The following is an 11,644-nucleotide window of genomic DNA, read 5'->3' on the forward strand; positions in this document are numbered from 1 at the left end:
CCTCCGTGGGCGGTTGACGTTCTCGGCCTCAGAACACGGAATCGAGGAACACCGCAATGAGTAACACCGACCGGGAGACCCATCTCGTCGACGTCTTCACCACCCTGGCCGACACCCTCGTCGCCGACTACGACGTCGTCGAACTGCTGCAGACCCTGGTCGACACCACGGTCGACCTGTTCGACGTGAGCGCCGCGGGCATCCTGCTGGCCGAGGCCGACGGGGCGCTCGACGTCGTGGCCTCGACCAGCGAGGCGTCGTACCTGATCGAGGTCATGCAGCTGGACTCCGAAGAGGGCCCCTGCTTCGACTGCTACGTCACCGGCGCCTCCGTCAGCGTGCCCGACCTCGGCACCGTGCCCGACCGGTGGCTGCCGTTCGCCCGGGCCGCGTCCGAGCACGGCTTCGCCTCGGTGTTCGCGATCCCCCTCCGACTCAGGGCCGAGACGATCGGCACGCTCAACCTCCTGCGTCGAGAGACCGGCGATCTGAACCCCCGTGACATCCGCGCCGCTCAGGCGCTGGCGGACGTCGCCACGATCGGCATCCTGCACGAGCGCACGGTGCGCGAGGGGGACGTCGTGCAGCGACAGTTGCAGACCGCCCTCGGCACGCGCGTCGTCATCGAGCAGGCCAAGGGCGTCGTGTCCGAGACCCGCCGCGTCAGCACCGACGCCGCCTTCGACGTACTCCGGCGCCATGCTCGTGACCACAACGCCCGCCTGGCCGACGTCGCCCGGGACGTCGTCGAGCGCCGCCTCGAACTCTGACCTCCAACGCGAACCGCGCCATGGCCGCCGGACCTGCTCAAGCGATGACGACCAACTTTGTCCAGCCCCTTCTCAGGGGGCGACGTGACTGCGAGTCTGTTCACCGAGCCCGTCGCGGGCCGGCCTGAACCCGGCTCGCGAGGGGTGGCCGATCGGTTCCCGAAGACCATCGGCCCGTGAGTGCCCTCCAACGATCACCCGTTTCGACGGAGGGCACTCACCATCAGACCGAGGCCGCCGCCCGCGCGACGTAGCCCTCGACGAGCCGCTCGCTGGCGGCCTCCGTGTCGGGCACCGTGGCGCGCTCGACCGTGAGCCGGGCCCAGTCGTCGCCCAGCACGAGGTCGGTGACGCACTCCGTCGCCGAGCAGGACCGGTACGCCCGGTCACCGTCCGCGAGCCCGGGCACGGTCACGGCCGTGTCAGGGTCGAGCAGACCGAACTCGATGCGCTGATGGAGGGCCCAGGCGCCTCCGGCCAGGACGCTCTCGCTGCTGTAGGGCGTCGTGTCGTCGAGGATCGAGCACGACGTGGCGACCGCCCGACTCCAGGCCGCGGCGTAGACCGACCAACCACCGCCCGGGGTCAACACGAACAGGTCGTCGCCCGCACCCATGGCCTCGCGCTCGAGCGCGGCGTCGGCCACACAGGACCAGGGCCGGGCCGGGCCGCCGAGCGGCCAGGGGTCGTCCACCACGTCGGCCGAGGAGACGACCTCGGTCACCTCGGCGACGACCGGTGCGAAGCGCTGCTCGGACGTGGCCTCGACGGACGGCGCGAACTCCGTCGCGATGATCGACACCCAGCTGTCGCCGACCAGCTGGTCGAAGGTGCAGCCCCGGAAGGTCTCGTCGCCGAAGCACCGGCCGTCGGGGTCGTCGCCGTAGATCTCGACGAACCGCGGCCACGTGTCACCGGCGTGCGGGAGAACCTGCACGAGCAGGCCGCTGTAGCCGCCGCCCCCGGTCGGGTTGTTCTTGCCGTCCGACGACCCTCCGTCGTTCCACGTGCACGAGAGCCCTCCTTCTTGGGCGATCGCGTAGTCCGAGGGCCTGACGGAGTCGCGGTCGTAGTAGTCCCGCGGAGTCCATGACGCGTCGAAGGCACCGGCGGTCTCGGCGGACAACAGACCTGCGCAGTCCACCCCGAGTTCGGTGACCGGCGAGTCGGCGACCGGTGTCGGCGTCGCCGTCGCCGTCGGCCCGGAGGCCACCGGCGTCGACGGCTCCGAGTCGTCACCGCCCGCACCGCCACTCGTGCACGCCACCAGCAGCATCGTCGTCGCGAGCGTCCACGCGAACGCCGCCCCGACCCGTTTCGTCGTCGTCCCCATGCCCCGACGCTACCGAGCAGAGGAGGCGCGGGCCGTCTCGATCGCGCAACGGTCGTACCCGGTCGCCGCGGGACGGGGGACAACGGCATCACGGTCTCGTCACGACGAGGCCCGCAGCCGACTCCGCCCGTCGACCGGCCCGACCGTGCTGTCTACAGTCGACCGACCGTGCTCACCCGACGCGCGGCACCACTCGTCCCGGGGGAACCATGTCCACATCACGCCGCCTCGGCGCCGCCACCGCCCTGCCCGCCGTCGCCTTGGCCGCGGCCCTCGTCCTCACGCCCGCCACGGCCTTCGCCGCCGAGGGCGACCCCGTGTCGACCGACGCCCCGGCCGGCACCTCCACGCCGACCGACTCGACGTCGGCCGACTCGACGAGCGCCACCGCCGTGACCGTCCCGGGCGAGGCCTCACCGGCGGTGCCCGACCAGGCCGGACCCGACGCCCCGGCCGTCACCCCCACGACACCCGCGAGCGACGCCACCGACACCAGCGGATCGTCGGAGGAGGCGACCGACGCGGTCGCAGCGGAGGTCGACGCGCCGGTCGAGACCTCGGCCTCGACCCAGGAGGTCGCTCCGGCGGGGGCCGCGGCCGACGTGGTGGCCGACGACCTCTTCGTCCTCATCCCCGTCACCGCCGCGCACCCGGGCCAGGCCTTCCCGGTCGTCGCCCAGGGCTTCACGCCCGGTGACGTCGTGGACGTCACGGTGTCGGGCGACGGCGTGCCCGCCGATGCCGACTACGTCTCGTTCGACGACTCCCCCGTCTTCGACGAGGACGGATCGACGGTGTTCTGGGTGGAGCTGCCGGCGACCTTCGCCGTCGGGGGCGTCGTCACGGTCACGGTCACGGACGGCAGCGGCCTCTCGACCTCGTCCGACGTGCCGGTGACGGCCTCCGCCCCCGCCCCCGCGCTCGTCGCACCGGTCGGCGCGACGGCCGGTGTCGTCACCGTGAACGGCCAGAACGGCATCCCCGGCGGCTACGCCCTCGTCGAGGTCTACGACGCCGACGATCTGGTCACCGATCTGCCCGACCCGTCGACCGATGCGCCGTCGCCGGACGCCGACCCGACGACTGAGCCCGACCCGACGACTGAGCTCGACCCGACGTCCGACGCCGAGCCCACCGGCGACGAGATCGCCTTCGAGATCCAGGTCGACGTCGACCCCGTCCCCTACGAGGTCTCGGGCTCCGCGACGGCCGTGGTGCCCGTGGACGCGGACGGACGCTTCGCGGCCCGCTTCGTCCTGCCCGCCGGCGACTTCGCGACGGACGCCTACACCTTCGACGCCGACTTCACGACGGAGAGCGACTTCTCGGAGGCCGTCGTCTTCTCGGTCGCCCCGGCCGTCGTCGTGCCCGCCGTCACGACCCCGGGCACCGTCGCTCCGACCGCACTGCCGGCACGTCACGTCGCCGCCGTGACGGCGACCCGCGCGACGTCGCTCGCCTACACGGGGTCGGAGCCGTCGGGCGCGCTGACCTGGGCCCTCGGTGCCGTCCTCGCCGGGGCCGGTGCGCTCGTCGTCGGCCGCCTGCGCCTGCGTCGCCGCTGAGTCGAACCCGGCGGGCCCCTCAGGCCGCCACGATGTACACAGCCCGCCACGAGATCTCGTGGCGGGCTGTGTACATCGTGGCGGCGTGCGGCGGGGCGCAGCGCGGCGCCGCCGCGGCCACCCGTCAGGGCGCGGGCTCACCCGGGGCCGGGCGGGTCGCGGACGACCTGCTCGGCTGCGGCCTTGTCCAGCGTCCCCGGGAAGGTGAACCGCCCGAACTTCCCGGTGGGGTCGTGCGGGCTCACCGGGCGGGCGATCGAGGAGGCGCGGATCACCTCGATCAGCAGGTCGCGTCGGGCGTCGTCGAGCGCGGGCGTCGACGGCTCCCTGAGCAGCACGGACGCCGTCGGCCCCCGACGTCGGCCGATCTTCAGCAGCAGACCGGCCTGGTCGCCGTCGCTCAGCCCCACGAGCTCGGCCCGTTCGATCTGGTCGAACGGCACGACGCGATGGCGGATGCGCAGTCGACGCCCCTCGAGGTCGATCGCGAAGGGGGTGTTGAGCCACAGCACGACGTTCCACCCGACCGCGGCGGCGGTCGCCCAGAACACGAACGAGATCGGCACGGCGATCGGGCCGAACAGATCGACCAGCGACTCGCCCCCTCGAGAGAAGAAGGCACCGGCCGTCCCGAGGATCACGCTCGCCGGCAGGAAGACCCGCATCGCCCGCACCAGCACCCGCTGCTTCGGCTCGTCGTCGAACACGATCCAGGTCTCGTCGGACATGCCGTCACCGTACCGGTCCGTGCCCCCGAGGCGTCGGCGACGACCCCGCCGCTCCCCTGGTGTAGACAATTCCTCATGGACAAGGCCGTACCCGACCCGCCTCGCCACCGTTCCGAGCAGAAACTGCGGGCCGCTCAGGCCTGGATGGTGAGCCTGTACGCGTTCCTGACCCTCCTGTTCGTCGCCCAGCTCACCTGGCGGGCGCAGTCCGAGGGCCGGGACGGCTCGTGGTTCGTCATGCTCGTCGGCACCGTCCTCTTCGCCGCCGCCGTCGTGGTGCTCGCCCTGCGCACCCTCGCCCTCTCGTCGTGGCGACGCCTCCCCGTGGACCCCGGCGAGCGCCTCCTCTGGGGCACCTTCGCCGAGCGCGTCCTGCCCACCGGAGGCGCGGCCTACCCCGGTCGCTTCGCCCTGTCGACGACGCGGTTGCGCTACGTGCCCGACCCGGTCTCGCGCCTCCGGGGGGTGACGGCCGAGGAGTGGCCCGTCGCCGCGCTGCACGACGTCCGTGTCACTCCGGTGGACGAACGCCGTCGGCGCCGTGGCGGCCGCTGGGTGATGGTCGACGCCGAGGGCGGCGCCCCGATCACCCTCATGTCGAACGAGTCCCACCTGGTCGCCGACGAGCTCTTCGAGGCGTTGGAGGTCGCCGCGCCGGCGACCCGCGACTAGGCGAGCCGCGCCTCCAGGCCGGCCCGCACGTCGGGCCACTCGGCGCGGACGATCGAGAAGTAGGCCGTGTCGCCCAGGGTGCCGTCGGCGGCGACGCGGTGCGAACGCAGCACCCCCTCGGGGACGGCGCCCAGCCGCCGGATCGCTGCCGCGCTCCGCAGGTTGCGGGCGTCGCAGCGCAGCGCGACCCGGTTCAGGCCGAGGGCGTCGAACGCGTGCGTGAGCAGCAGCAGCTTGGTGGCGGGGTTCGTCCGTCCTCCCCAGAAGGGGCGGCCGTACCAGGTGCTGCCGATCTCGACCCGCCCCTGCGCCGGCACGAGGTCGTAGAGGGTCGTCGTGCCCCGCACCTGGCCGTCGTCCTCGCCGCGCACCGTGAACGCGAGGGTCGTCGGGTTCGCGAGTTGCGCCTCCACGTGCTCGGCGTACGCCGCGACGCTCGCCGGACGCGGCGTCACCATGCCCGCCCAGAGCCCGTCGTCGGTCAGCGGCCAGAGCGCGGCAGCATCCTCGACGGCGAGCGGATCGAGCCGCACGCCGTGCCCCATCAGCGCGACGTCGTGGATCATCGGTCCTCACCTGACGTGCTCATGCGCACGATCCTAGGGACCGTGGACGAGGAGGCGCGGCGCCGGCCACGGCCACCGGTCACGACGCCCCGCGCGCATCCGCTACGGTGATCGATCACAGCCCACGAACTGGGGGCCGCGGCACGACCCCACCGTGCCGCACCATCGTCTGACGCGTCCGACCCGACGGGCCCGCCCGAGGAGACACCCATGAGCACCCACAGCACCCCCACTCGCCTGCGCGAGGACGACGTCGACGGCGTCGTCTGGGACGCCGCCCAGGAGGCGCGACTCGCGTCCGCCCCCGCCCGCACCTCGACCGCGGCCGCGGCCCTGCCCGCCCAAGGCCCCGCCGCCGTCTGACCCGGCGCCTGCGCGATCCGACCGGCTACGGGCGGTCGGCGTCGTCCCGCTCGTCGACCCCGTCGAGTGGCGCGACCGGAGCCCCGGTCGCCACCGCACCGGCGGTCGCCACCTCGGACGCCGTCCCGGCACCGCGCCTCCCGGCCCGCCCGGCGCCACGACCGTGCGCGGCGCGCTCGGCGGCCTCGAGCTGCTCGGCCTCGTCGCCCGACAGCGCCTCGCCGCGGGACACCATGCCGGCCACGTCGGAGAGTCTGATCTGCGGCAGGAAGAGCGACAGCACGAACGCCACGGCGATGAACGGGATCAGGTAGGCGAAGACCGGCGCCAGCGAGTCGGCGTAGGCCTCGACGACGAGACGACGGATCTGCTCCGGCAGCTGGTTCAGCGTCGCGGGGTCGAGGGTCGCCGTGGCCTGCGAGGCGTCACCGGCCGAGGCCCCGGCGCCCGTGAAGACGTCCGTCAGGTTCGATGTGAGCCGGCTCGTGAACAACGCACCGAAGATCGCGACGCCGAGCGCGGCGCCCACCTCGCGGAAGTAGTTGTTCGTGCTGGTCGCCGTGCCCACGTTCTGGGCGTCGACCGAGTTCTGCACCACGAGTACGACGACCTGCATGATCAGGCCGAGGCCCGCACCGAAGAGGAAGAGGAACACGCAGATCAGCCAGAGCGGGGTGTCGGCGGTCAGGGTCGTGAACAGCGCCATGGCGATGCCGGTCAGGATCGTGCCGACCACCGGGAACACCTTGTACTTGCCGGTGCGGGTGATCAGGTTGCCCGACAGGATCGACGTGCCGATCAGGCCGACCATCATCGGCAGCAGCAGCAGGCCCGAGACGGCCGCGGACGCGCCCGACGACATCTGCAGGAAGGTCGGCACGAACGCGATGGCCGAGAACATGCCGATGCCGAGCACGAAACCGACGGCGGTCGCGAGCACGAACACCTTGTTGCGGAAGAACGACAGCGGGATGATCGGGTCGTCGGCACGCGACTCGACGAGCACGAACAGCGACGCCGCCACCACGACCCCGGCGCCCCAGAGCCAGGTCTCGGGCGCACCCCAGCCGTGGTCGTCCTGACCGCCGAACTCGGTGAAGAAGATCAGGCAGGTGGTCGCCGCCGACAGCAGCACCACGCCGAGCACGTCGATGCGCTTGGTGGCCTTCTTGCTCGGCAGCGTCAGGGCGGCCCAGGTGATGGCGAACGCCGCGATGCCGACGGGGATGTTGATGTAGAACGCCCACTGCCAGGTGAGGTGGTCGACGAAGAAGCCACCGAGCAGGGGTCCGCCGATGGCCGACAGGCCGAAGACCGCGCCGAGCGGGCCGAGGTACTTGCCGCGCTCCGAGGCGGGCACGATGTCGGCGATGATCGCCTGCGAGAGGATCATCAGACCGCCGCCGCCGAGGCCCTGGATCGCGCGGAACACCACGAACATCCAGAAGTCGGTGGCGAAGGCGCAGCCGATGCTCGCGAGGGTGAAGATCGCGATCGCCACGAGGAACAGGTTGCGACGGCCGAGGACGTCGCCGAACTTGCCGTAGATCGGCATGACGATCGTCGTGGCGAGCAGGTACGCCGTGGTGATCCAGGCCTGGTGCTCGACGCCGCCGAGCTCGCCGACGATGGTCGGCATGGCCGTCGACACGATCGTCTGGTCGAGGCTCGACAGCAGCATGCCCGAGATGAGGGCGCCGAAGATGATCCAGATGCGTCTCTTCGTCAAGAGGAAGGGCGCGTCGGCCTTCGCTGCGGTGGTGGTCGTCATGGCTGGGTCACAGCGCCTTTCGGTCGTGGTCGGCAGGGTGGGTCGGGGCGGGCGGGGAGGCGGGGCCACGAGGCGCGGCGGCGGCGAAGAGCTCGCGGGCGATCACGAGCTGGTCGGCGAGGACGGCGTCGAAGCGCTCGTCGTCCCGCCCCTCGGCGGAGAAGAACCGTTCGAAGGCCCGCTGGACGAGCCCGGCGAGCAGGGTCACCGCGACGTCGATGCGGGGATCGCCCCCGTCGAGCCCCTCGTGTGCGGCCACGGCCGAGACGACGCGTCGCCGCTGCTCGTCGCCCTGCCGCATCATGGCGCCGAACAGGCGGGGCTCGCGGTCGAGTGCGGCCTTGAAGTGCGCGGCCTGCCCGCGGGTGAGGCCGACGTTCTCGACACGCTCGACGACGAGCGCGCCCAGGTCGTCGAAGACGGTCGACAAGGGCGGGAGGCGCGGGTCGCGTCGCGAGGACGAGTACCCGTCGAGCGCCTCGTCGTCGTCGTCGAGCGCGACGCCGACCACGACGTCGTCCTTCGACGCGAAGTGGTTGAAGAACGTCCGACGCGAGATGCCGACCGAGGCGCAGAGCTCCTCGATCGTGAAGCCGGCGAGTCCGTGCTCGGCCGTCAGGCGCCGGGCGGCAGCGGTCAACTCGACGCGGGTGCGCAGTCGACGCTGGGCCATCTTGCCGGCGGTCGTGGCCATCGCGCGCCTCCTGGTCTCGTCGCTCTCGTGATCGGCGACGTCGCCGGGGGCCTCGCGGCCGAAGACGATGATTGCACTTTCGCGCCAGGAGTGCAATCACGCATCCTGTGAACCCGCCCTCCCACCGGGGCGGCTGGGGGCTACGCGGCAGAACCATCCGCGTCCCCTGAGAACGACGTCGCCGGACGTCAGGTGTTGCCTACGCTGATCGGATGAGTGCACCGAGAGCCCGCCGCGTCTGCCTGTCGGTCGCCGGTTTCGCCCTCGTGGCGATCGGCCTGGCCGTCCTGGCGTTCACCTTCGACTGGGATGCCCCGACGATGCTCGGCCTGCCCGCCGGGCTCGCCGGCTTCTCGCTGATGATCGCCGGCGCGATCGCCGCCGAGGTCGGCTTCCGCGGGGCGGTCAAGGCGCGGAGGCGCGAGGTCGCGGTCCGTCGGCGCTCCCACGTCACCGACCTCGAGCGCACGTCGTAGCGGTCGCGGTCAGACGGTCAGCCACTTGATCGCCGGGTAGAGCACCCGGGCGATCTTGCGGGGGCACGGGAACGACGTCTTCGTGCCGTCTCGTTCGTTGAGCGTGATGACCGGTCGATCCGCGACCGTCGAGTAGTCGACGGTCTCGAGCGAACCGGCAGGGATCTCGTGCGTCGTGGGGCGTCCGGCGGTGTCACGGAGCACGTAGACGAGACGATCGTCGTGCACCTGCATGCCGTGCTGCGCACCGCCTGCCGTCCAGGTCACCGAGAGTCTCACGAGCCGACCCTAGCGGGTCGCCGGGCCGCGGGGGCCGGGGCGTCGCCCACCGGCTTCCGCCGGACCTCCCGACCAGGAGGCGCGGCGTCGGTCGTCCTCACGGAGTCGCGACCCCGAGGGCGTCACCCAGGTCGCGGAAGACCGCCTCGGCGACGGGACGACGGGACGCGGACAGCGCCTCCTGCACGACTCGTCCGTAGAGGATGCCGGCCTCGTCCACGCCGCTCGACCCCTCGGCGGTGAGCGCCAGGACGAAGCTGCGTCGATCGGTCGGGTGCTGGAGCCGGACGACGAGCCCGGCGGCCTCGAGGCGGTCGGCGAGGGCCGTCATGGCACCCGACGAGAGCCCCAGGGCTTCGCCGACCTTCTTCGGCGGAGTGTCGCCGTGCACCGAGAGGTGCACCAGGGCGAGGTAGTCCGTGGCGCCGACGCCCATGCCCTTGGCCAACCGGTCGTTGACGGAGGCGATCCGGGACTGCAGGCGCTGCAGCGCGACGAGTACGGCGGTGACGTCGTCGGTCCGCGGCTCAGGGCGGGTGTCGGCACGGGTGTCGGAACGGGGCGCGACGGTCGTCTGCGCGTCGGGGGCGGGGGTCATCGGGTCTCCGGGAGGAATCGGATCGGGTACGGCGTCCACCTCGGCCCGGGGTTCGGGTCCCGTCCGACGACTGCGCGACACATGTCGCTTATTGAACGAGCAACTCGATCACCAAGTAGTTAGATGATCGTACCATCGGTGGACGGGCCCCGGAAGTCCCCCGGTCACGGGTCGTCCGTCGATGCATCCGGTGCACGATCCGACTCGTGAGGCGAGTAAACTCGCGGCGGACTCGGCGCCAGGGTCCGGCCAACCGGGGTCGACGACGATCCGACGACACGATCGACACCGCAGGAGCAACCCCATGACCGCAGACCCCCGCCCCCACGTCGTCATCGTCGGCGGCGGCTTCGCCGGCATCGCGGCGATGAGGTCCCTCCGAGACGCCGACGTCCGCATCACCCTGATCGACCGCCACGTCTACAACATGTTCCAGCCGCTCATGTACCAGGTCGCCACCGGCGGCCTCAACGCGGGCGACGTCACCTACTTCCTGCGCAGCCTGCGGTCCAAGCAGTCGAACGCCGAGTTCCGCCACGGGCTGCTCACGACGATCCGCGCCGACGAGCGCATCATCACCCTGCGCGACGGCGAGGAGATCGCCTATGACGCCCTGGTCCTCGCCAACGGCGTCAACACCAGCTACTTCGGCACCAAGGGCGCCTACGAGTACGCCTACTCGATGTACTCCCGCTCGCAGGCGCTGCGCATCCGCGACGAGCTCTTCACGCAGCTCGAGAACGCCGCGGCCTCGGTGGGCAGCGGCGAGGTGCGCGTCGTCATCGTCGGTGGCGGTGCCACGGGCGTCGAGATGGCCGGCGCGCTGGCCGAACTGCGCGACCAGGCGTTGAAGGACGCCTACCCCGAGATCGACGCGTCGAGCATCACGATCACCCTCGTGCACCGCAGCGGCGAGTTGCTCAAGCCCTTCTCCCCTCGTCTGCGCAAGTACGCCGCCAAGGTGCTGCGCAAGCGCGGCGTCGACCTGCGGCTCGACACGGGTGTCGAAGAGGTCCGTCCCGACGGCGTCGTCGCCGCGGACGGCGAGTTCATCCCGGCCGAGCTCGTCATCTGGGCCACCGGCGTCGCGGCCCACGCCGAGGTCGCCTCGTGGGGCGTGCCGCAGACCCACGGCGGACGCATCCAGGTCAACGACGACCTCACGGTCAAGGGCTTCGACTGCATCTTCGCCGCGGGTGACATCGCCGCCACCGACGACGCCCTCGCTCAGCTCGCCCAGCCGGCGATCCAGGGCGGCGAGCACATCGGCGAACAGATCGTCCGCCTGCTCGCCGGCAAGAAGCTCGCGCCGTTCAAGTACCACGACAAGGGCACCATGGCCACGGTGGGCACGAACGCCGCCGTGGTGCAGTTGCCCAACGGCTTCACGCTGACCGGCCCCGTCGCCTGGCTGTTGTGGGTGTTCGTCCACATCACGAGCCTGCTCGGGAACGGCAACCGACTCTCGACCCTCACGCACTTCTTCGTGCGCTACCTCTGGGCGCTCCGCAAGCGGGCCATCCCCATCGTGGGCGACGTCCGGCCGGTGCGCCCGAACGGCGACCGGGCGCCCGAGAAGTGGCAGACCGAGAAGGCCGAGTAGCGGCCCGCGCCTCCTGACCCGGACGCCGAGAACCCCGTTCACGAAGACGAACCACGATTGATCGGGGTTCTTCTTCGCGAACGGGGTTCTTCGTTGATCGGCTACGTGCCCGATCGGTCGAGCGGAGGTGTTACTCCGTGGCGGCGGTGATCTTCGCGACGCCGACGAGCATCTCGTCCTGGACGGCATCGGTCTTGAAGGTCTGGTTCAGCAGCGACGCGGCGTC

13 protein-coding genes are annotated in these 11,644 nt (G+C 71.7%); 6 read left to right on the forward strand and 7 right to left on the reverse strand.

The window, feature by feature from the left end; translation table 11 throughout:
* Positions 1–56 precede the first annotated feature (56 nt).
* Entirely contained in the window at positions 57–770 is a 714-nt protein-coding gene (locus EDF21_RS06955) for a GAF and ANTAR domain-containing protein (RefSeq protein ID WP_123570731.1), read from the forward strand.
* 223 nt (positions 771–993) lie between these two features.
* Here EDF21_RS06955 and EDF21_RS06960 read toward each other — a convergent pair whose 3' ends face one another.
* Positions 994–2,103, reverse strand: coding sequence for a hypothetical protein (locus EDF21_RS06960; RefSeq protein ID WP_123570732.1), 1,110 nt, complete (start codon positions 2,101–2,103; stop codon positions 994–996).
* Positions 2,104–2,312: 209 nt separating this feature from the next.
* Between EDF21_RS06960 and EDF21_RS16685 the strand changes: the two genes are divergently transcribed.
* Positions 2,313–3,668, forward strand: a complete 1,356-nt coding sequence (locus tag EDF21_RS16685; RefSeq protein WP_158612871.1) for a hypothetical protein — start codon at positions 2,313–2,315, stop codon at positions 3,666–3,668.
* 137 nt (positions 3,669–3,805) lie between these two features.
* Here EDF21_RS16685 and EDF21_RS06970 read toward each other — a convergent pair whose 3' ends face one another.
* The gene (locus tag EDF21_RS06970) at positions 3,806–4,396 is read right to left on the reverse strand and encodes a hypothetical protein (RefSeq protein ID WP_123570733.1); all 591 of its coding nucleotides are present in this window, start codon (positions 4,394–4,396) and stop codon (positions 3,806–3,808) included.
* Positions 4,397–4,471: 75 nt separating this feature from the next.
* Between EDF21_RS06970 and EDF21_RS06975 the strand changes: the two genes are divergently transcribed.
* The gene (locus tag EDF21_RS06975; protein ID WP_123570734.1) at positions 4,472–5,068 is read left to right on the forward strand and encodes a hypothetical protein; all 597 of its coding nucleotides are present in this window, start codon (positions 4,472–4,474) and stop codon (positions 5,066–5,068) included.
* On the opposite strand, the gene EDF21_RS06980 is transcribed toward EDF21_RS06975, so the two are convergent.
* Entirely contained in the window at positions 5,065–5,634 is a 570-nt protein-coding gene (locus EDF21_RS06980) for a GNAT family N-acetyltransferase (protein ID WP_123570735.1), read from the reverse strand. The two genes, EDF21_RS06975 and EDF21_RS06980, sit on opposite strands and share 4 nt — an antisense overlap.
* A gap of 210 nt (positions 5,635–5,844) precedes the next feature.
* Here EDF21_RS06980 and EDF21_RS16690 point away from each other — a divergent pair, with 210 nt between their 5' ends.
* Entirely contained in the window at positions 5,845–5,997 is a 153-nt protein-coding gene (locus EDF21_RS16690; protein WP_158612872.1) for a hypothetical protein, read from the forward strand.
* Between the two features lie 25 nt (positions 5,998–6,022).
* On the opposite strand, the gene EDF21_RS06985 is transcribed toward EDF21_RS16690, so the two are convergent.
* Together EDF21_RS06985 and EDF21_RS16860 are read right to left on the reverse strand one after the other, a co-directional pair.
* Positions 6,023–7,768 (reverse strand): MDR family MFS transporter, encoded by a 1,746-nt coding sequence (locus EDF21_RS06985; RefSeq protein ID WP_123570736.1) that lies wholly within the window; start codon positions 7,766–7,768, stop codon positions 6,023–6,025.
* A gap of 7 nt (positions 7,769–7,775) precedes the next feature.
* Entirely contained in the window at positions 7,776–8,462 is a 687-nt protein-coding gene (locus EDF21_RS16860; protein WP_199736236.1) for a TetR/AcrR family transcriptional regulator, read from the reverse strand.
* A 212-nt stretch (positions 8,463–8,674) separates the two neighbouring features.
* Between EDF21_RS16860 and EDF21_RS06995 the strand changes: the two genes are divergently transcribed.
* A complete protein-coding gene (locus EDF21_RS06995) occupies positions 8,675–8,938 on the forward strand; it encodes a hypothetical protein (protein WP_056047088.1) in 264 nt (87 codons plus the stop codon).
* A gap of 9 nt (positions 8,939–8,947) precedes the next feature.
* Here the strand turns inward: EDF21_RS06995 and EDF21_RS07000 are convergent, their stop codons facing one another.
* Entirely contained in the window at positions 8,948–9,217 is a 270-nt protein-coding gene (locus tag EDF21_RS07000; RefSeq protein ID WP_148053652.1) for a hypothetical protein, read from the reverse strand.
* Positions 9,218–9,314: 97 nt separating this feature from the next.
* A complete protein-coding gene (locus tag EDF21_RS07005) occupies positions 9,315–9,815 on the reverse strand; it encodes a MarR family winged helix-turn-helix transcriptional regulator (RefSeq protein WP_123570737.1) in 501 nt (166 codons plus the stop codon).
* A 304-nt stretch (positions 9,816–10,119) separates the two neighbouring features.
* Between EDF21_RS07005 and EDF21_RS07010 the strand changes: the two genes are divergently transcribed.
* Positions 10,120–11,418, forward strand: a complete 1,299-nt coding sequence (locus EDF21_RS07010; RefSeq protein ID WP_056047096.1) for an NAD(P)/FAD-dependent oxidoreductase — start codon at positions 10,120–10,122, stop codon at positions 11,416–11,418.
* The last annotated feature ends 226 nt before the right edge of the window (positions 11,419–11,644 follow it).

The sequence above is a fragment of the Frigoribacterium sp. PhB118 genome, assembly GCF_003751725.1.
GTDB lineage: Bacteria > Actinomycetota > Actinomycetes > Actinomycetales > Microbacteriaceae > Frigoribacterium.

Excerpts from the sequence above, each read along its gene's own strand:
- EDF21_RS06955 (WP_123570731.1), top strand. The coding sequence starts at position 57 with ATGAGTAACACCGACCGGGAGACCCATCTCGTCGACGTCTTCACCACC.
- EDF21_RS06960 (WP_123570732.1), bottom strand. The coding sequence starts at position 2,103 with ATGGGGACGACGACGAAACGGGTCGGGGCGGCGTTCGCGTGGACGCTC.
- EDF21_RS16685 (WP_158612871.1), top strand. The coding sequence starts at position 2,313 with ATGTCCACATCACGCCGCCTCGGCGCCGCCACCGCCCTGCCCGCCGTC.
- EDF21_RS06970 (WP_123570733.1), bottom strand. The coding sequence starts at position 4,396 with ATGTCCGACGAGACCTGGATCGTGTTCGACGACGAGCCGAAGCAGCGG.
- EDF21_RS06975 (WP_123570734.1), top strand. The coding sequence starts at position 4,472 with ATGGACAAGGCCGTACCCGACCCGCCTCGCCACCGTTCCGAGCAGAAA.
- EDF21_RS06980 (WP_123570735.1), bottom strand. The coding sequence starts at position 5,634 with ATGATCCACGACGTCGCGCTGATGGGGCACGGCGTGCGGCTCGATCCG.
- EDF21_RS16690 (WP_158612872.1), top strand. The coding sequence starts at position 5,845 with ATGAGCACCCACAGCACCCCCACTCGCCTGCGCGAGGACGACGTCGAC.
- EDF21_RS06985 (WP_123570736.1), bottom strand. The coding sequence starts at position 7,768 with ATGACGACCACCACCGCAGCGAAGGCCGACGCGCCCTTCCTCTTGACG.
- EDF21_RS16860 (WP_199736236.1), bottom strand. The coding sequence starts at position 8,462 with ATGGCCACGACCGCCGGCAAGATGGCCCAGCGTCGACTGCGCACCCGC.
- EDF21_RS06995 (WP_056047088.1), top strand. The coding sequence starts at position 8,675 with ATGAGTGCACCGAGAGCCCGCCGCGTCTGCCTGTCGGTCGCCGGTTTC.
- EDF21_RS07005 (WP_123570737.1), bottom strand. The coding sequence starts at position 9,815 with ATGACCCCCGCCCCCGACGCGCAGACGACCGTCGCGCCCCGTTCCGAC.
- EDF21_RS07010 (WP_056047096.1), top strand. The coding sequence starts at position 10,120 with ATGACCGCAGACCCCCGCCCCCACGTCGTCATCGTCGGCGGCGGCTTC.